This is a genomic window from Paenibacillus sp. FSL W7-1332 (assembly GCF_037969785.1).
In the GTDB taxonomy this organism is placed as follows: Bacteria; Bacillota; Bacilli; order Paenibacillales; family Paenibacillaceae; genus Paenibacillus_AQ.
Genome location: NZ_CP150209.1, coordinates 1849512 through 1869249, shown reverse-complemented (window position 1 = coordinate 1869249; position 19738 = coordinate 1849512). Strand labels below are relative to the sequence as shown.

Sequence of the window (19738 nt, the reverse complement as noted above, 5' to 3'; positions counted from 1 at the left end):
GAAAACTTATATATTCGATAGTCTAAAAAAGTGATCCATAACCTACTGTAATTCCATGTGAATAAGCGGAAACGGCTTACCGGAGCCGTCCAGCTCGGAGCGACCGATTTGCACGAAGCCGTATCTTTTATAAAAAGCATGGGCCATGGGGTTCTGTTCATTCACATCGACTTGCAGCCTCCGCCCCTTGAGCTGTTCGGCATGCCGGATCAGTTCCGTTCCTGAGCCTTGGCCGTGATGGAGGGGATCCACAAACAGCATTTCGATTTTGGCGCCATCCAGCCCCATAAATCCAATCGGTTCCCCCTGTTCGGTATTCAAGCAAACCCAGATCTCTACGGCTCTCAGCGCTCCGTTTTGCATCATCTCATAATAAAACCGGATATCCTCCTCCGTCAGGAAATCATGCGTTTGGGATACGGCACGAAGCCATATTTCCACCAGCCGATCATGATACTCTTCTGTATAAGGCGCTATATGTAACACCACTTCATCCAGTCCCTTCCAAATCATTCGATCTCATCGATATTCATGATAACGTGTAAATTGCTCTATACTATTATAGTGGAATTCGGTACATTAATCAGAGACTTTATCTTTGTCAGGAAGGAGAGAACAACATGCCGTTATGGCTTTTATATGCATTGCTGTCGGCGGTCACGGCTGCTCTTGTCGCCATTTTCGGAAAAATAGGCCTGCAAAACATCGATGCCAATTCGGCAACGGCCATCCGCTCTGTCATTATGGCCCTGTTTTTGCTGGGAGTCGTGGGGGTTCAGGGCAAATTCTCGGAACTCGGTGACATTCTGGTTCAGAAGAAAGCATTAAGCTTCATTGTGCTCAGCGGCATTGCGGGGGCATTGTCCTGGCTGTTTTATTTTCTTGCGCTAAAATACGGCAAAGTATCGCAGGTAGGACCTATCGATAAATTGAGCGTTGTCATCGCGGTCATTCTGGCCTTTGTGTTTCTTGGAGAAAAGATATCCTGGATTAACGCAGCCGGCGTTGCACTCATTGCCGTTGGCGCTCTTCTGGTTGCCGTTAAATAAGGTTCTACATAAAACCGCTGCTCAGCGGCTTTTTGTTCGTTCGTTTATTGTTAAAACCTATCAATATTATCACATTTATATATTTCTAATTATAAGATAAACATGTCACAATGAGGATAATTCATGGGTGAGGGAGTTGTTGTTATGTCAGAGCAAGTATGGAAAGCTCACGATTATGATCGGCAGTTATCGTTTGTCTCGGCTTATGGAAAAAGCGTAGTAGAGCTTCTTGCGCCCCAACCCGGAGAGCGGATTCTTGATCTCGGCTGCGGAACCGGCGATTTGGCAAATGAAATATCTGCTTCGGGTGCACATGTAACCGGCATGGATGATTCGGCCGAGATGATTGAGCGCGCCAAAAGCAAATACCCCGGGCTTACGTTTCTGGCCGGAGACGGCGAGAACTTCGACACCGAATCGCCGTATGATGCCGTCTTCTCCAATGCAGCCTTGCATTGGATGAAGGATGCTGGTGGTGTGGTACGCTCCGTCTATGGCGCACTCAAGCCCGGTGGCCGATTCGTAGCGGAGTTTGGAGGCAAGGGGAATATCGACGGAATTTACCAAGCTTTGAAAACGGTGTTCGCCGACCATTATGGAATGGATGCCGACACCCGAAATCCGTGGTATTTTCCCAGCTTGGGCCAATATACGACCTTGCTTGAATCCCATGGGTTCCGGGTGCATATCGCCCATCACTTCGACCGTCCCACGAAGCTCCCTGAGGGCAAGGATGGCGTGAAGTATTGGCTGCTGCATTTTGGCGATCGTTTCTTTGCTGGATTCTCGGCTCAAGAGAAGGACGAAGCCATTGCCCGTATCAGCCAAGCTGCCCGGGCGACGCTCTGGCGTGAGGATGCATTTTATGCAGATTACAAGCGCCTGCGAGTCTTTGCAGAGAAAGTTTCATAATTTTAGGGTTGATTTTCTAAATAGAATGGTTAATAATATGAAAAACTTGAACATGTGATTTTCGTTGATTGGGAGAGTAACTGCACTTGACTTTAGTCCAAGCGAGCCGGGAGGGTGGAAACCGGTACAATGTCGGCGGTGAAACGGACCCAGGAGATGGTCTTCCGAAATGAAATATCGTAGGAAGCCCCGGCTTACACCGTTATCGTATCAAGGTGGTTAAACCCTCTATGGTTTAACAACAAGAGTGGTACCGCGAGCACAAGTCCTCGTCTCTTTAGGAGATGAGGGCTTTTTTGATTTTTCTGACGTGTTTTGTTTATTTTTCAAAGGGGGATTTAACGTGTTAAGTCATTTGATTACTTCGAGCCTTCAACAAGCTGTAAACCAGGTGTGTGAAGATATGGGCGTCCAACTGCCCGATTCTACTCCAATCCGGATTGAGCAGCCTGCCAGCATGGAGCATGGGGACTATGCCACCAACATTGCGATGCAGCTTGCGAAGCTGCTTCGTAAAGCTCCGCTGCATATTGCCGAGCTGATTCAAGCCGAGCTTGAGCAGGATACGACTTATAAACAGCTAGTCTATGCCACGGAGATTGTTGCACCAGGTTTTATGAATCTGCGTATCGATTGGGAATATTGGGCTGGTCATCACTTTGAATTGCCCCCGGCAACGAACGAGAAGATTGTCATTGAGCATACTTCCATCAATCCGAATAAATCCGCCCATATCGGCCATCTAAGAAACTCCTGTATCGGCGATACGCTGGTCAGGCTGATGAGGAAGCTTGGTTACGAGGTGGAGGTTCATAATTATATCGACGACCTTGGCAATCAACTGGCAGATACGGTGGTCGGGATGCTCCACACGCCGCTGTCAAAGGAACATGCCCGGTTCGGCGATTACTGCTGGGACGTGTATTCAAGTACCAATAAGGCCTACGAAAGGGAGCCCGGGCTGGTTCAGCATCGGACCGAGGTTCTGCACGCACTGGAAGAGGGTAACCAGAATCTGTCCTGGATCGGACTGCTCGTTGCCGAGAGAATTGTCAAAGAGCATCTTGAAGAAATGAAGCAGTTCGGCATTGACTATGATCTGCTTGTGTGGGAGAGCAGCATTGTCAGAGAGGGGTTCTGGGCATCCGCTTTCGAGCTGTTGAAGAACACGCCGCTCTTCCATCAGGAAACCGAGGGCAAACTTGCAGGCTGCTGGGTGCTCAAGCAAACAGGAACGGAAGCCGTTGACGATCCGGAGTCAGACCACAGCATGGATAAAGTGCTCGTGCGCTCCAATGGCATCCTGACTTACACCGCTAAAGACATCGCCTATCACCTGTGGAAATACGGTGTGCTCTCCAACGATTTTGTATATAAAAAATTCACAAACGAAGTTTGGACGACGAGCACTCATGGCGAGCAGCTCTCTTTCGGCAAAGCAGACATGGTCATCAACGTCATTGATTACAGGCAGCAGTACCCGCAGGCGATGGTGAAGCAGGCGCTGGAAAGCCTGGGATTCCATAAAGAGGCCGACAAGCTCCGTCATGTCAGCTACGGCGTCGTTTCGTTAAGCCCTTCTGCCGCTTCGGATCTCGGCATCGATACTTCCGACGGGAAAGCATCCTACGCGATGTCCGGACGTCAGGGGATCGGAATTAAAATCACCGAGCTTATCCATCAAGTAGCCAAGTTCATCGAAGACACCCGTTCCGATAAAAACGGTTTGTCCAGTCATACGATCGCAGCCGCCTCCATCCGTTACTATCTGCTTCGTTTTGCACTGCAAACCGAAGTGGTGTTCGATCTGAAGCAGGCCACTGAAATATCGGGAAATACGGGGGTATACCTGCTCTACTCCTACGCGCGTGCACTCAGCGTGCTCAACAAAGCGCAAGAAGCGGGGGTTTCGCCGTCGGTGCCTGCCCGGTTCCCTGCCATGGAAAAAGCGGAGCATGCGCTCCTTCGCCATATCAGCACCTGGCACGATACCCTGTATGCCGCCGGCCGGGATCTATCTCCAAGCGCCATCTGCAACTTTACTTATGAGCTGTGCTCCTTGTTCAACAATTTTTACTCGGCATGCCCAATTCTGAAATCGGCGGATGAAGTGCTCCGGTTCCGTGTATGGCTCACTTCCTTATTTAAAAACACTCTTGGAGAAGCACTGGATGTACTGGGACTGCCCACGCCCAGCCGGATGTAAATCTCCATCTAACGAGTTTAACGAATGACGGTGTACTAAAAAAGCCACCGTACGATTCATGTTGAATACGTACGGTGGTTATCATATATTATTGCAATCCTCTGACGGTCAATCTGATCTGGACGGCATCTGCTGCAGGCTCTTCCTGCAGGGTCCAGTTGACGGCCAGCGCTTCCTTCAAGCGAGCGACCTGCTCCTCCTGGAGCTTCAGCCCCTCAATAATGCCTTCACCTACACTAAAATCGGATTCTGAACTGATGTGGAAGGCTTCCTCCAGCCAGATCTTCAACCCGTTGCGGGTATTAAACGTCATTTTGTATCCCTCGCTAACGGCCTTCTCTAAATCTTCCCCATGTTCTTTTGCATAAGAGAACAATTCCTCATAGTGAAAATGACCATTGTTCGCGACTTGGAATCTCTCGACCTCACCCGAGCGCACAGCCTCCAGCAGCTCGGAGGTAGTTAGCCCCGATTTTTTGGCATGCTCCAATAAAATGGCGGTATTCTGTGAGATTTTCGTAAGCTGCATGCTCGACGCCTCCTCAATATGTATCGTAAAATACTTTTTTCTTCTATTATAAGACGAAACCGCTAGGATGTCAGACACTTCTCAAAACATAAGCTATATTCGCTCCCGATGTATTCACCGAACGGTTCAATCTGGGCATACCCCAGCTTCTTATAAAAATGAACGGATTCCTCCTGCGGCTCGCCTGTTTCCAGGCGCGAAAAACGATAACCCCGATTCTTCGCTTGCTCTTCCAGATAGAGCAGAATCCGAGAGGCTATTCCTCTGTTCCGGTATGGAATATCCACGAAAAACCGCTTGATCTCAACCACCTCTTCATCCAGCGGCCGTACAGCTCCACAGCCGACAGGTCGGCCCTCCTGGTAGGCGACCACGAAGAGGGTTTCTTTTACCTTGGGGTCAGTCAGATCCAGCCCGAATATTCCTTCCGCCGGGTATAACGTTGATAAATAATCGTCCAGCTTCGCGATGAGCTCCTGAAGATCCTTGTCGGTCTCTCTTACCAATGTCATAGTGATTTCATTCATCTATCATATACCTCCACGTTTCTAGTCGTATTATGGATTGGGGATTCATCACCCTCACGGGACGTACTCGTCCCCGTCGGGGTACGGCCTTCCAGGCCGACTGCGATGTAATCCTAACGAAGCTTATCCTCCGGCGAACCCCTTTTTTGGGGTTCTCATCCTCACGGGACATAAAAAGACACCGTCATTTGACGGTGTCTTCTTTTTACGTCCCAGAAGGGATTCGAACCCCTGACCGACGGCTTAGAAGGCCGTTGCTCTATCCAGCTGAGCTACTGGGACAAATATGTATGAAAATCTTTTAAACAGTAACGAAGTATATTATATCGCATCTTTCGTATTTTTCAAAGAACTTTTTTTCAGAATGGTTCGGAACAGAATCAGGAGCGGGCTTACTGGGTAATATGAATATCATGAAAATGACTTCAGGAGCGTGATATCATGAGACAGCTTTTATCCTCTTTATCGTATTTCAGCATCTTCTTTGCCCCCTTCATCCTTCCTGTCATCGTTTGGATTTTTTCCCCGGACGCCTATGTAGCCAAGCACGCCCGTCGCGCCTTATTCTCGCACCTGTTCCCCATTATCGCTGCGATCCCTTTAATCTACATGGCCGTAACCGCAGGGTCCTTCGGTTCCGTCATTGGATACCTGATCCTGTTCGGCATCATCTACTTCGGGGCTTTTGTTTATAATGTGATCATGGGCATTCAAGTGCTGAGGGAGTACGCTTACTGATCATATTTAAAAAGGACCATGCGCTTAATTGCATGGTCCTTCTTATGTTATTTGGTTGTGCCATGCGTTTAACCGCATGGTCCTTCTCGTGTTATTTCGTTGTAATCAGCACCATTTTTTCATTTCCGTCCCACTTCACTTCACAGCCCAGCGCGGATGCAACGAAACGCAGCGGCACCATCGTGGTGCCTTTTACCATCCTCGGCGCCGAATCCAGTACTACATTTTTTCCGTTAACGACCGCTTGCTTGGAGCCCATCTTCAGCTTGATCTGGGTAGATCCTTTACTGGAAGATACGCTTTGCGTCTTTTGATCCCATTTGACCGAGGCGTCGAGGGATTCGAAGATCGGGCGCATTGGGACAAGAACGCTTCCCCCTACCATGACCGGTGACTGTGCATAGGATTGGAGCTGACCGTTGATTTTGATGCGAATCGGCGCTTCTCCGATTTGTTTGCCGGACTGATCATAATATTTAAGCTTTACGCTTTTTACGCGTGTATCGTAATCAATGCGCAGGGTCGTCGTTTCATTGGCCGTCATGAACATGGAATCCGTATCCGTCCCCAAAGAGCGTCCCTTTGCATCATATGCCGTTGATTTCACGGTAATTCGTTGGGACACATCCCCGTTCTCCACCCCGATCGTAACGACGAGCTTATTGTTGATCGTCGTTCTGCCCTCGGCTATGATTTTTGGAGCCTGACTGTTTCCCGTCAGGAACACCTTGAGATCGCTGACCGCTTTGCCAGCTTCCAGCTCAGCCTGGAAAGTCGCGATTTCGTTAGATGAAAGGTAGCCCGAGGTTGTATTGACTTCCAAAACCTTGCCGCTGCCGTTGCTGCCGACAACAATGACTCCCGCTTGCCCGCCTTTATTCCGGTTCTGAATCGAGCCGGTCACGACAAGCTTTCCGTTCTCCAGGCGGCTGCCCGTTTGAAGCAGCTTCACGGCATCTTCAACCGGATCGATAACGGATACCTTTACGCTTTTGATCAGTTTGGCTGCCTTCAGCTGTACGATGAACGTACCGACATCACTGCCGCCAAAGTAGCTGTCCGCCGATGTCACTTCAACCGCTTTACCGGAAGCATCATAACCTACCGCGAGCATGCCCACGTTGTGCCCGACCGTTGAATTCTGCACGACACCCGACACGTTAATCACGCCGTTATTCGTATAGTAACCTGAAGCCAGCAGCTGTGCTTGATCGCCGGCGGGTCCTGCAGGAATGACTTCCACCCGCTTAACGCTGCTGCCGCTATCCAGATCCACCTCATATGTACCGATTTCATCACTCATCATATATTCGGAATCACCGACAACCTCAAGCGCTTTGCCGTTTTCATCATAACCCACGACATAGAATCCCGCTTCCGCACCGGTTCCTCCGTTGCGAATATCCGCCGTCACGCGCATCTTGCCGTTCACCAGCTCATGCGTGGACTCAAGAACCGTGACGCTCTGTACGGTATCCGCGTATACCGGCACTTGGACGGAGCCCAATGTAATCGACAATGCCAGGATTCCCGCTCCCCACAGCTTAACCATATGTTTATTCCATCTACCCAATTTCAATCTCCCCTTGTCTAATATGTTAGAAGTGACGCTAATCCAACATTATAGGGAGGATTCTTCAGTAATCATATAGAGGAAAAGCCCTATTTGCATCTCTTTCATAATCAAGAGTCCCGCGTGGTCCATACTCCCTACTGAAGCGGAATCGGAATCGACAAGAATCCTATCTTTTATCGACATCTTTTGCAGAACTACGTAAAAATCCATTGTCCTATATAGGAATATCATCATTGTTATAGCCACTGGAAAGAACATATACGCTTCGGGGTGATTCCCATTGTGATACATAATAATAAAAAGCTTGGTGAACGCACCAAGCTTTATTTTTTGGTCTTTTTTCTTACCGGCTGCGGCTCATCGTACACGATCCGAAAATCCACGATGTTCCCGTATGCATCCGATTCGATATGACAACAGCCCGTCAGCAGCTCTTTCATCATTTCTCTTCCGCGCTGTACTCTTGATTTAGCGCCGGAGTAGGATATCCCCAAATGCTCGCTTAATTCCTTTTGCGACATCCCTCTATATTCGGTCAATTCAAGAGCTTCCCGATATTTATCCGGCAAGCATGGCAGCACGGACTGAAAACAGGCAATCACTTCCTGATCATAATCAATCTCTGCATATTCATCGACAACAGACAGCTGTTCCGGCAGCTCTTCACCTGAACGAGTCTTCCTGTAATGATCCACGATGCTGTTGCGAGTTATTTGAAATATCCAGGAGCCCCGTTTCTCCTCATCCTTTAAATCTGAGATATGGGTGTGGACCTTCATAAATACATTCTGTACAATATCATCCACATCAGCGCGCTCACGAATCCTAGTCATGACAAACCTTTTAACAGGCTCATGGTACTCCGTCCAAATGGCGACTGCATCCATCTGAAAGCTCACCCCCGGCATTTTCCAAAAATAATTCTATTGATTTTTGCGTCCATTCCAACAGACCAGCGTCTCCCTTAGTGTAAACCAAATCATAGGAGGCTGGAAAGAGATGAAATACAATTTACTCGGTAATACAGGTGTGCTGGTATCAGAGATCGGGCTCGGCACGATGACGTTTGGCGGAGGAGCGAAGTGGGGAATGTTCGGCACGCTGGATGATAAGGAAGCAGGATATCTTGTAGATCAGGCCTTGGATGCGGGTGTCAATTTCTTTGATACAGCCAATGCCTACGCCGAAGGCCGCTCTGAAGAGATTCTCGGTAAAACACTGAAATCCAAGCGACATCAAGCGCTGATTGCTACGAAGGTTCGTGCGCGCACGGGGCCGGGCCCCAATGATATTGGACTGTCGCGGCTGCATATCATTCGTCAGGTGGAAGAAAGCCTTAAACGCCTTAACACCGATTATATCGATCTATATCAAATTCATAACCCGGATCAATTAACCGATTGGGAGGAAACACTCCGTGCACTGGATGACCTTGTCCGAAGCGGAAAAGTCCGGTACATTGGCAACTCCAATATGACCGGTTGGGAAATCATGAAAACGCGCGGCATCTCCACTATGCACGGTCTTCATGCATTCAAAAGCAGCCAATCGTATTATTCACTCGCCGCAAGGGATATCGAAAGAGAGATTATCCCTGCCCTAAAGGATCAGCATATGGGTTTGATCGTCTGGAGCCCGTTAGCAGGCGGGTTCTTGACCGGAAAATATACGCGTGAACATCGGGGAGACTCCGAGGACCGCCATGCCAAATTGGCTTTTCCGCCGATTGATACGGAGCGGGTGTACCCGATTCTTGATGTGCTTCAAGATATCGCGCAAGCTCATGAGGCAACTGTCGCCCAAATTGCGCTTGCGTGGCTCCTTCATCAACAAGCGGTCACCACAGTTATCGTAGGAGCTAAACGTACTGACCAACTGCAAGATAATTTGGGAGCGAGCGGGTTGAGTCTGAATGAAACCGAACTTTCTCGACTGGATGAAGTAAGCCGTCTGCCTGCTGAATATCCGGGATGGCCTTTTATGGAACTGGACGAGGATATCATTCGAAAGCATGGGCAGAACTGAGTTTTTTAGAATGGGGAATGCTGGTATGGCGGCATTGCCCTTACACATACAAAAAGAGATCTGCCGATGAGCATCGGACAGATCTCTTCTTTCTTTTTTATATCTCTAAAAATATTGAGACCCTTCGCTGAGCCGCTGGTTCAGCTGCTCATATAGCTGGCCTGTAGAAAGCAGCTGCTGCTTGAATGCATCCCGATCTTCCTCCGCGGTGGATTGAACGGTGCTCTCGAACGCTTCATCCGTGGCATCGACAAATGCATCATGCATGCTGTTGTCGTACCAATCCACCTCCATGCTGGCGTCGCTGCGGACGATTTTCACCAGCTCATAACCTCCCAGCGGGGAGGACGGCGTCAGATAAGCCAGCAATGCACTTTCTCCTTCCGCTGCGGGATAGACCTCAACCTCAGCGCAAGGAGCGCCATTCACTTCCGTAATCCGGCGGATTTTTGCATCTTTAATTGCATACATCATACATTCTCCTTCATCGCGATGTGCAGGGACTGCACGATCCGTATAGTTTTCAGTCAGTCGGAGAGCAATCGCAGCTCTTCCATTTGCTGGCGCGTGGCCGGTGTGCCCAATTGATAAATGGTTCGATACACCTTGTCCAAGGAATATTGAAACAGGGCATTGGAGCTTTGTTGCGGCGTATCCGGCCAAGGAAACAAGTACCCCGTCATTTCTTCGTCCTTCTCCTGCATCATGTCCAGCTCAATCCGAACTTGGTCCGCCTCTTCCGGCGTTGCTTCGATCTCCCATTCATAAGCGCTCGCTCCCTGTTCGGTCAACACGGAGCGGCTCTGGACGGAAACGTAGTAGGTCGACTTATTCATGGACGCATCTCTCCTTCTCTTTGATATTCGTCCTCTTTCTTAGTTTTCGTAAAAGGACAGACATTTTATGCCTTCCTTCGGCATATATCTGTATCACTTTGGCGACGTAGGATTAAAAAGATGGGACAGCGTATGACAAAGACAAAGAGAGGATGAACCGTCATGTGCGGAATAACCGGTTTTATACAATGGAGCGGCGATTTGACGCAGGATTCGCAGCTGCTGGTAAAAATGACAGAAAGTTTGGCTCACCGCGGACCTGACGGATCCGGCACCTGGATTTCCAACCCGTGCGCATTCGGTCACCGAAGACTCAGCGTGATCGACCCCGAAAATGGCGCCCAGCCGATGATCATTCATCGGGAAGAGGAAGTCTATGCCATTGTATATAACGGGGAATTATATAATGCTGCGGAGCTTAAAGACGAATTGGTACGACGCGGTCATCGTTTCAATACCAAATGCGACACGGAAGTTTTGTTAGTCTCTTATATCGAATGGGGTCCCGATTGTCTGGAACGCCTCAATGGCATATTTGCATTCGCGATTTGGGACAGTGTGCGGGAACAAGTATTTTTGGCTCGAGACCGGGTGGGGGTAAAGCCCCTGTTCTACAGTTATATTGACGGAACGCTCGTATTCGGCTCGGAACCGAAAGCATTGCTTCAGCACCCGAAGGTGGAGCCTGTGGTCGGGGCCGAGGGGCTTGCGGAAGTGTTTATTATCGGTCCGGCGCGAACCCCGGGACATGGTGTCTACCAGGATATCGCAGAGCTTCGCCCTGGAATGGCGATGATCTTTAACCGGGAAGGTTTGCGCAAGTATACCTACTGGAAGCTGGAAAGCAAGCCCCATGAGGATGATGCGGATCAGACGGCAAGCTACTTACGCGATCTTCTGCGGGACACCGTTGAACGTCAGCTGGTATCCGATGTACCGGTCTGTTCCTTGTTATCCGGCGGTCTTGATTCCAGTGCGCTCTCCTCGCTCGCCGTCGATTACTACAAACGGACGGGCCAAGGACAAGTGCACACCTACTCCGTCGATTATGTGGACAACAACAAACATTTTAAATCCCATTCCTTCCAGCCGGGCGCGGATGCGCCATGGATCAAACGGATGCACGAGGAGCTGGGCACGAACCACCATTGGATTGAATTCGACACGCCCGAACTGGTCGAAGCGCTGGATGTCTCCACACAGAAGCGGGACCTCCCGGGCATGGCTGACGTGGACGCCTCCCTTCTCCTCTTCTGCCGTGAGATTAAAAAAGGCGCGACCGTCGCCATATCCGGTGAAGCCGCTGATGAAATATTCGGCGGTTACCCTTGGTTTCACCGGGAAGAAATGCTGAATTCCGGTACTTTCCCATGGTCTGTCGCCCCGGAGATGAGAGCCGGGCTGCTGTCTGCCGAGATTCGGGACTGGATCAAACCGCTGGAATACCTCGGAGAGCGTTATGCCGATGCGGTAGCCGAAGTGCCGAAGCTGGACGGGGAGACCGGGCAGCAGGCCAACATGCGGGTCATGTCCTATCTCAATATCACCCGCTTCATGCCAACGCTCCTCGATCGCAAGGACCGGATGAGCATGGGCGTTGGGCTGGAGGTCCGCGTTCCATATACCGATCATCGCCTGATCGATTATGTGTGGAATATTCCTTGGAGCATCAAAACGACAGGCGACCGTGAAAAAGGCATTCTGCGCAAAGCCCTTGAAGGTGTGCTTCCCGACGATGTCCTGTACCGCAAAAAAAGCCCGTATCCCAAAACTCACAATCCGAACTATCTGGCAGCCGTCAAAGCGCAGGTGCTGTCCATTCTGGACGATCCTTCTTCGCCGTTGCTTCCGCTCATCGATACGGCGCGGATCCGGGAATTGGCTTCTTCGCCGGATGCTTCCTCCAATCTCCCTTGGTTCGGTCAATTGATGTCCGGTCCGCAGCTGTTTGCCTACCTGGCCCAGGTGCATTTCTGGCTCAAAGAGTATAACGTATCCATACGTTAAGTTCTTATTGTTTACGAAAAATCAAAGAAACCATACCCGCAATAGCCGGTATGGTTTCTTTTTATAGTTCACTATTCAATTATCGTGCCTGCAGGTCCGCTACAAGCTTGCGCAGCGCTTTGCCCCGATGGCTGATCTCCTGCTTCTCCTCCAGGGAAAGCTCGGCCATCGTCTTCTCATGGCTTGGCAGGTAGAACAGCGGATCATATCCAAACCCGCCTTTTCCGGACGGATCCGACGTGATCCAGCCTTCAACGCTCCCTTCAGCCTCAAGTTTTTCTCCCGAGACCGGATCATACAGCACCAGCACACAGACAAATCGGGCCGGACTTAGCAAGGGCTGCTCCGTATCCTCACCGAGCCTTAATTGTTCCAGCTCACTGAGCAACTTCTCGTTATTGTCCTCATCCGCGCCGTGCTCGCCGGCATATCTGGCGGAATAAACGCCGGGCGCGCCATTCAGCGCATCCACGCACAATCCCGAATCATCGGCCAAAACAGGCAATCCCAGTGCGTCGCCAACCGCCTTGGCTTTTTTAAATGCATTGGCTGCGAATGTGGCTCCATCCTCAACGACATCCGGCAGATCAGGGTAATCGTACATGCTCTTGACCTCCGTACCGAAAGCAGCAAAAGCATGCGCAAATTCCTTGACTTTCCCCTGATTGCGGGTAGCTACGATTAGTGTGTCTCCAAGTGTCAATGTCATGGGTTTATACTCCAGTACTCGCATTCACGGAACCTATTTTTGCTGCAATCGGGCCAAGCGCCTCATGCTGACGTTCGATCAGCTCGCGGATTCCCTGTTCCCCAAGCTCCAGGATCTGATCCAGCTCCTCACGAGAGAACGGGCTTTCTTCGCCGGTTCCCTGAACCTCAACGAATTTGCCGCTTCCGGTCATGACCAGATTCATGTCCACCTTCGCTTTGGAATCCTCTTCATAATTCAGATCCAGCAGCGCCTGTCCGCCTGCAATGCCCACGCTAATGGAGGCCAGGTAGTCCGTAATCGGAAATACCGCTAGTTTATGTTGTTCTGCAATTTTATTTACCGCTATGGCTAAAGCTACAAATGCTCCTGTAATGGAGGTGGTCCGCGTTCCGCCATCCGCCTGGATTACATCGCAGTCCAGAGTTATTGTCCGCTCGCCAAGAGCATGCAGATTCACAACAGACCTAAGCGCTCTGCCGATCAATCGCTGAATTTCCATCGTCCGGCCACTGAGTTTACCGCGATTGGCTTCCCGTTGGTTACGGGATTGTGTTGCGCGCGGCAGCATGGAGTACTCAGCCGTCACCCAGCCCTTTCCTTGTCCTTTCAGAAACGGGGGAACCTTCTCATCCACGGTTGCCGTAATCAGCACCTTGGTGTCTCCCATCTCGATGTACACGGAGCCTTCCGCATATTTATTCACATGGGTCGATAAATTCATCGGTCGAAGCTCATCGCTCTTACGTCCGTTAGATCTCATGTTTTCTGCCTCCTACTTCTTATCGCAATCCTGATTAGCATTCCCTATTCTACCAAAGTGCAGGCACAAAAGCACCTTTTCCGGCGCATATTTCAAAGATGGCCGTGAAGGGTCAGATCGAAATTTCGTTAATGAACTCCGGACGGCTGACAGGCTCGCTGTAATTACGGCTATCCGTTCCAACGACCTCGGAGAGATCGTTCATTCGAATTTTGACCTTCGCATCATCCGAATTCTCGGCTACGGTTAGCACGACGGCCTGCAGCAGCTCGGTTGGAACCTGCTCTCCCTGCTCAAACATGCTGTCCTGAAGCGATACGGTAACAGCGCCGTCCTCTCCTTTTTCGACCGATGCAACGGTGGTATCGTCCGGGATGACCTCGACAAGCCCATCACCGTAATGCGGTCCCCGGATCAGCTCGTTCAAAGCAGCCTTAACCGCATCCTGTCCAGTCGGAACAAGTCTGGTAACAGGTACATAATACTGAATGCCGTCTGGCGTCACTGAAGAGAAATAGACGGTAACCGGCGAAGAGGAAGTGTACAATGCGTCATCCGCCTTTTGAAGGTTGATCCCCATTGCTCGTGAAAGCGGACGGTCCAGCGGCGTGTGATTGACCGGCATTTCCGTTAGTTTGACTCCATCCACCCATACCTGCATCGATTCGATGCCTTCATGTCCCGTCAGCGTCCACGTCAACGCCTCCAAGATTCTTCGTTCATCTGCCGCTTGATATTCCGTAAACGATTTATTGAATTCAACAACGGCCAATTTGCTCTCCGGATCGACCGTCACATTATGGATCTGCGTACCTGCAGGCAATACCGCCTGGAAACCCTGTGGAACATAGCCAGCATAGCGGCCTCCGTTCACAAGCACTTCAAGAGATTCTTTCACGGCGCTTGCACCTTCTACCTTCGGAATACCCAAGGTTACAGGTGCCAGCATTCCCCGTGCATCCGAAAGATAAACCGTTGTCTGCGTGCCAATGTCACCTTGTGCCGCTGTGGATCCGGCCGTGTTCAGCATCTGCTTCTCCACTTGTGCAGGCGGCGGGTCAATCGCCTCCGATTGCTTCCCGGAAAATACGCCGCAGCCGGACAACACGATCGGAACAGCAAGCAGCCCGGCGGCGGAAAGCCTGCGAAGATTACGTTTACTACGTTTCATGTATTGTTCCTCCCTAACATTTTTTTGTACAGGTTGTACTCCTATGTATACGAGCCCTTTCCAAAAAAATAACTCTCAGTTTTGCCCTTTCTGGACAAAGGGGGGTGGAAAAAGTACAATCGTCGTATGCATCTTCATCAACCACGAAAATGAGGTGAGTTCCATCATGGCAGAAAACGATTCAAACATTCCATACAGTCTGAACAGCAAGAAGGTAGCGGATGCGACACGGAGCCTGCTGCATAAGCGTGGAATCAAGTTGGAGGAAATCGCGGAACTGGTGATGATCCTTCAGAATAAATACTACCCGAATTTGACCATGGACGAGTGCATGGAGAACGTGGATGCCGTACTCAGCAAACGCGAAGTCCAAAACGCCGTATTAACCGGAATCCAACTAGATATTTTGGCGGAGGAAGGCAATCTCATATCCCCGCTTCAAGAAATGCTGGCCAATGACGAAGGGTTATACGGCGTGGATGAAGTCCTGGCATTTTCCATCGTTAACGTATATGGAAGCATCGGCTTCACCAACTACGGGTATATCGACAAACTCAAACCCGGCATCCTTGAGCAATTGAATGATAAATCAAGCGGCCGTGTACATACCTTTCTCGACGATATCGTCGGCGCGGTTGCCGCAGCCGCCAGCAGCCGGATCGCCCATCGCAAGCAAGCGGAGCGCGAGATCGAGTTGTACGGCACGACCGAAGAGCTTCCAAAAGAATAAAACGCTCATAAAAAGAAGATTCGCTCAACATGCGAATCTTCTTTTTTTCTGCCTACCAGAAGGAAACAGCTCACCGGACGGGAGCTATCCAAGCCGAGAGTAGGTAATTTCAAAGAATTATAGACGAATGCAGTTAGAAAGCATACCTCTTTACGGGCCGGAACAATGAGTTTCTTCTATAATAAGAAGCCTCCTCTCACCTATGAAAAAACGGGCTGTCCAATCACGTAAATCGGTAAATCTATCTAGTCATTTTTGAAAAGATCCATCATATGATATGATGAAGAACATTCCAATAGAGCACCTATGGAAACCCCGCCAAGCCTATGGCGGGGTTCTTTTTTTAAAGAATATGATAGAGATAGATTACCGGTTCGCACCAACCATAACAGGAGAAACATTCCAGATGTCGGATGCATAACGGTGAATCGTGTTATCGCTGGAGAAATGTCCGGAGTGGGCCATATTTATTATCGATTTCTCGGTCCAGGCTCCGGTATTCAAATAAGCACGATCGATCTCCGACTGGGTTGCCACATAACTGGCAAAGTCCGCTAATACAAAAAACTCATCGTTATGATCAAGCAGGGACTGGAGAATCTGACCAAACTCCAACTCGTGACAGCAGAAAGGTCCTGAAGATATTAACTGATTCAGCACACGGGCGATTCTGGGATCCTGCTCATACCGCTCCCTGGATACATAAGCTCCCGTCCTGTAATACTCAAGCACTTCCTCCAGCTTCAATCCGAACAGGAACATATTCTCATGGCCAAGCAGCTCGAACATCTCCACATTAGCCCCATCCAGCGTGCCGATGGTCAAAGCGCCGTTCAACATGAACTTCATGTTTCCCGTGCCGGATGCCTCCTTGCCAGCCGTGGAAATTTGCTCGCTTACATCAGCTGCGGGGATAATCTTCTCCGCCAGAGACACCGAATAGTTCTCCAGGAACAGCACCTGGAGTTTGTCATTGACCTGCGGATCCTTATTCACGACTTCGGCAACGACATTAATGAGTTTGATGATGCTTTTGGCCAGATAATAACCCGGTGCTGCCTTCGCCCCAAAAATGACGGTACGGGGAACGCGATCCGCGCTTGGCTGATCCTTAATCTCGTTATACGCGTGCATCACCCGTAATATATTCAGCAATTGCCGTTTATAGCCGTGCAGCCGCTTCACGTGGACATCGAATATGGAATCGGGATTAATCACAATCCCTTGCTTATTCGCGATGTAATCGGCAAGCCGTTCTTTATTGTTCCGTTTGATCCGCTGAATCCCCAGCTGAAAGGCGGAATCGGTCTTCAGTCCCTTGAGCTGAATTAATTGATGCGGATCCGTGATCCATGAATCGCCGATACCATCGCATATCAATTGACTCAGGCCGGGGTTGCTGTGCATCAACCAGCGCCGGTGGGTAATCCCGTTGGTTTTGTTGCTGAATCGCTCCGGATACAGCTCATAATGCGGTTTCATGACCTGTGTCTTAAGCAGTTCCGTGTGCAGCGCCGCCACGCCGTTTACATGATAGCTGCCCACAATTGCCAGATTGGCCATGCGGATCTGGTCGCTTTCAATGATGGCAAGCTGCGATATGCGCTCATGGTCGCCAGGATAGCGTTCCAGCAGCATGCCGCAGAAGCGCTTATTGATCTCTTCGATCATCATGTAAATGCGCGGCAGCAGCTCACGAACCATGCCGGCCGGCCATTTCTCCAAAGCTTCGCTAAGCAGCGTGTGGTTTGTGTAGGAAACGGTCCGGCTCGTGATGTCCCAGGCTTCCTCCCAACCGAAGCCCTTATCGTCGATAAGAATCCGCATCAGCTCCGGAATCACCAAGGTCGGATGCGTATCATTGATATGAATGGCCACATGCTCGGGCAGCTCATGATAGGACCGTCCCAGCTTGTCGAACGTCCTGAGAATGCTCTGAACGCCCGCGGAACAGAGAAAGTACTGCTGCTTCAGCCGGAGAAGCTTGCCTTCGTAAGCCGAATCATCCGGGTACAAAAACTCCGATATCGATTCGACCGAACGGTTATATTCCAAAAATTTATAATAGCTGTTGTGATGATGAGCCGAACGGATTCTGGATATATCCGAAGCGGACTCGGCGCTCCACAATCGCAGCGTGTTCACCTGCCCCTCACCGTACCCGATCACTGGAACGTCGTAAGGTACCGCCAGAACCCGCTCATAATCCATCGTGTGAAACACGGTTCGCCCCTCCTGCACATCCACCTCCACGCGGCCCCAAAAGCGCACTTCCACCGCCTTGTCAGCCCGCCGTTCTTCCCAGACGTTGCCCCGCTGAAGCCAGTTGTCCGGCAGCTCGACTTGGTGGCCATCAATAATCTTCTGTTCAAACAATCCGTACTTATACCGGATTCCGCACCCGTGGCCTGCATAGCTTAGTGATGCCAACGAATCGAGAAAACATGCCGCAAGGCGTCCGAGCCCCCCGTTGCCGAGTCCTGCATCCGGTTCCTGCTCCTCAATCTCATCCAAATTCCACCCGAGGTCCAAAAGGCCGCTGCGGACCATATCCAGCACGCCCAAATTCAGCAGATTGTTTCCCATTAACCGCCCGATCAAAAATTCAAGCGAGAAATAATATACCTGCTTCTGCCCGGTATCCCGGTATATCCGATTGGCGGCCGCCCATTCCCGTCCGACATACTCCCGGATCATGCCGCCGAGTGTTTTGTATACATCCTCAGCTGTCGCTTCCTCAAGTCCCTTCCCCAACCGACTCACCAACTGCTCCGTAAAGACCTGCTTGAATGTTTCCTTGTTGTTAAACAAAAGAAAGTTCCTCCTGACGGATTCGAATTATTTTGTGATCAAATCGAGATGTCCTTGGCGATGACAAAAGGTTTGCGAAAATCCCCTTGAAGCTTATGATCCCGCGAGATCATCACATCTTTATCGAGTATGACGTTCTCCAGCCTCACATTCTCGCCAATGACGCATTTTTGCATGATGATGGAGTTATGGATGCTTGCGCCTCGTTTTACCTGTACTCCGCGAAACAGAATGCTATTCTTTACTTCCCCGTCGATCTGGCAGCCGTTGGCCACCAGTGCATTGCTCACATCGGCCGAATTCAAATATTTAGCGGGAACCTCATACTTGATCTTGGTGTGGACCGCCTGCTTGCGAAACAAGCTGTTGTACGTTTTAGGATTCAGCAGGTTCATGCTGGTACGGTAATAGCTCTCAAGCGAATTGATCACCGCATGATAGCCGAGGTATTCATATCCCGCAATGTTCAGCTTGTGCCGGTTACGCATGATCGCGTCCCGGAAGAAATGGCTGCCCCCATGGGCGATGCAGTGGTCGGCCATCTCCAGAAACCGCGCTTTCTCCATCACAAACATCTCCATGTATACCGCATCATGCTTGTGATCGTAATGAATATCCTTGACCATGCCGTCCTCATCGACATCGAGGCGAACACAGGAACGGTGCTCTTCCCGTGGTGCAGTCACTTTTGTATAAACAAGCGTCACGTCGGCGCCCTGCTCCAAATGGTATTCGTATACCTCATTGAAATCGACGGTGCTTATATGCTGGCTGCCGGAATGCACGATATGCTTCGCGGATCCCCGCTCAAAAAAATCGAGATTGTTATAAATATGCCGCAGCTCGCCGGCGGACACATCGGCTTCATCGTTCCAATCCGGCGGAAGTATGAACAGGCCGCCCCGCTTGCGATGCATATCCCAAGGCCTGCCTTCGCCCAGATGATCCATCAGGGACCGGTATTTCCTGCGAACAAACAGCGCAATATCCTCGATGCCCGCATGCATCATATTGGACATCACGAAGTCGATCAGGCGGTACCTCCCCGCAAAAGGCACAGCGGCCCCGCACCGGTAATATGTCAATTCACTCAATACATCCCGTTCATGCTCCAAATTAATAATACCCATGAGTTCTCTCATCTGCGAA

19 protein-coding genes, 1 tRNA gene and 1 other annotated feature are annotated in these 19738 nt (G+C 50.3%); of the genes, 7 read left to right on the top strand and 13 right to left on the bottom strand.

The window, feature by feature from the left end; all coding sequences use genetic code 11:
• Positions 1-42 precede the first annotated feature (42 nt).
• On the bottom strand, positions 43-513 hold the full coding sequence (locus MKX98_RS08025; RefSeq protein ID WP_339222488.1) for an acetyltransferase: 471 nt from the start codon (positions 511-513) through the stop codon (positions 43-45).
• 107 nt (positions 514-620) lie between these two features.
• Here MKX98_RS08025 and MKX98_RS08020 point away from each other — a divergent pair, with 107 nt between their 5' ends.
• From MKX98_RS08020 to argS, 3 genes are all read left to right on the top strand, one after another.
• On the top strand, positions 621-1049 hold the full coding sequence (locus MKX98_RS08020; protein ID WP_339222486.1) for an EamA family transporter: 429 nt from the start codon (positions 621-623) through the stop codon (positions 1047-1049).
• A gap of 144 nt (positions 1050-1193) precedes the next feature.
• Positions 1194-1961 carry a class I SAM-dependent methyltransferase gene (locus MKX98_RS08015; protein WP_194541461.1) on the top strand — a complete coding sequence of 256 codons (768 nt, stop codon included), beginning with the start codon at positions 1194-1196 and terminating at the stop codon, positions 1959-1961.
• A gap of 55 nt (positions 1962-2016) precedes the next feature.
• Positions 2017-2241, top strand: a binding site (T-box leader).
• A gap of 63 nt (positions 2242-2304) precedes the next feature.
• Positions 2305-4167, top strand: a complete 1863-nt coding sequence (gene argS, locus MKX98_RS08010; protein ID WP_194541460.1) for an arginine--tRNA ligase — start codon at positions 2305-2307, stop codon at positions 4165-4167.
• 88 nt (positions 4168-4255) lie between these two features.
• Here argS and MKX98_RS08005 read toward each other — a convergent pair whose 3' ends face one another.
• The 3 genes from MKX98_RS08005 to MKX98_RS07995 form a co-directional block, all read right to left on the bottom strand.
• A complete protein-coding gene (locus MKX98_RS08005) occupies positions 4256-4696 on the bottom strand; it encodes a hypothetical protein (protein WP_194541459.1) in 441 nt (146 codons plus the stop codon).
• 62 nt (positions 4697-4758) lie between these two features.
• Positions 4759-5223, bottom strand: coding sequence for a GNAT family N-acetyltransferase (locus tag MKX98_RS08000; RefSeq protein WP_194541458.1), 465 nt, complete (start codon positions 5221-5223; stop codon positions 4759-4761).
• A 208-nt stretch (positions 5224-5431) separates the two neighbouring features.
• Positions 5432-5505, bottom strand: a tRNA-Arg gene (locus MKX98_RS07995).
• A 159-nt stretch (positions 5506-5664) separates the two neighbouring features.
• On the opposite strand from MKX98_RS07995, the gene MKX98_RS07990 reads away from it, so the two are divergent.
• Complete coding sequence (locus MKX98_RS07990; protein WP_194541457.1) at positions 5665-5961, top strand: DUF4870 domain-containing protein; 297 nt, start codon at positions 5665-5667, stop codon at positions 5959-5961.
• Positions 5962-6052: 91 nt separating this feature from the next.
• On the opposite strand, the gene MKX98_RS07985 is transcribed toward MKX98_RS07990, so the two are convergent.
• Together MKX98_RS07985 and sigZ are read right to left on the bottom strand one after the other, a co-directional pair.
• On the bottom strand, positions 6053-7534 hold the full coding sequence (locus MKX98_RS07985; protein WP_339222482.1) for a copper amine oxidase N-terminal domain-containing protein: 1482 nt from the start codon (positions 7532-7534) through the stop codon (positions 6053-6055).
• Between the two features lie 326 nt (positions 7535-7860).
• Entirely contained in the window at positions 7861-8436 is a 576-nt protein-coding gene (gene sigZ, locus MKX98_RS07980; protein ID WP_339222481.1) for an RNA polymerase sigma factor SigZ, read from the bottom strand.
• 100 nt (positions 8437-8536) lie between these two features.
• Between sigZ and MKX98_RS07975 the strand changes: the two genes are divergently transcribed.
• A complete protein-coding gene (locus MKX98_RS07975; RefSeq protein WP_339222480.1) occupies positions 8537-9562 on the top strand; it encodes an aldo/keto reductase in 1026 nt (341 codons plus the stop codon).
• Between the two features lie 105 nt (positions 9563-9667).
• On the opposite strand, the gene MKX98_RS07970 is transcribed toward MKX98_RS07975, so the two are convergent.
• On the bottom strand, positions 9668-10033 hold the full coding sequence (locus tag MKX98_RS07970) for a hypothetical protein (RefSeq protein ID WP_194545084.1): 366 nt from the start codon (positions 10031-10033) through the stop codon (positions 9668-9670).
• A 56-nt stretch (positions 10034-10089) separates the two neighbouring features.
• Complete coding sequence (locus MKX98_RS07965) at positions 10090-10398, bottom strand: hypothetical protein (protein WP_339222478.1); 309 nt, start codon at positions 10396-10398, stop codon at positions 10090-10092.
• 162 nt (positions 10399-10560) lie between these two features.
• On the opposite strand from MKX98_RS07965, the gene asnB reads away from it, so the two are divergent.
• A complete protein-coding gene (asnB, locus tag MKX98_RS07960; RefSeq protein WP_339222477.1) occupies positions 10561-12405 on the top strand; it encodes an asparagine synthase (glutamine-hydrolyzing) in 1845 nt (614 codons plus the stop codon).
• Between the two features lie 79 nt (positions 12406-12484).
• Here asnB and MKX98_RS07955 read toward each other — a convergent pair whose 3' ends face one another.
• The 3 genes from MKX98_RS07955 to MKX98_RS07945 form a co-directional block, all read right to left on the bottom strand.
• Positions 12485-13114 carry an XTP/dITP diphosphatase gene (locus MKX98_RS07955; RefSeq protein WP_339222475.1) on the bottom strand — a complete coding sequence of 210 codons (630 nt, stop codon included), beginning with the start codon at positions 13112-13114 and terminating at the stop codon, positions 12485-12487.
• 4 nt (positions 13115-13118) lie between these two features.
• Positions 13119-13877 (bottom strand): ribonuclease PH, encoded by a 759-nt coding sequence (gene rph / locus MKX98_RS07950; RefSeq protein WP_339222473.1) that lies wholly within the window; start codon positions 13875-13877, stop codon positions 13119-13121.
• Positions 13878-13989: 112 nt separating this feature from the next.
• Complete coding sequence (locus tag MKX98_RS07945) at positions 13990-15048, bottom strand: GerMN domain-containing protein (protein ID WP_071223451.1); 1059 nt, start codon at positions 15046-15048, stop codon at positions 13990-13992.
• 166 nt (positions 15049-15214) lie between these two features.
• On the opposite strand from MKX98_RS07945, the gene MKX98_RS07940 reads away from it, so the two are divergent.
• The gene (locus MKX98_RS07940; protein ID WP_071223452.1) at positions 15215-15778 is read left to right on the top strand and encodes a phosphatidylglycerophosphatase A; all 564 of its coding nucleotides are present in this window, start codon (positions 15215-15217) and stop codon (positions 15776-15778) included.
• 366 nt (positions 15779-16144) lie between these two features.
• Here the strand turns inward: MKX98_RS07940 and MKX98_RS07935 are convergent, their stop codons facing one another.
• Positions 16145-18589: a glycogen/starch/alpha-glucan phosphorylase gene (locus MKX98_RS07935; protein WP_220686172.1), complete on the bottom strand. Its 2445-nt coding sequence runs from the start codon at positions 18587-18589 to the stop codon at positions 16145-16147.
• Between the two features lie 38 nt (positions 18590-18627).
• Complete coding sequence (glgD, locus tag MKX98_RS07930) at positions 18628-19731, bottom strand: glucose-1-phosphate adenylyltransferase subunit GlgD (protein ID WP_194541449.1); 1104 nt, start codon at positions 19729-19731, stop codon at positions 18628-18630.
• Between the last annotated feature and the right edge of the window lie 7 nt (positions 19732-19738).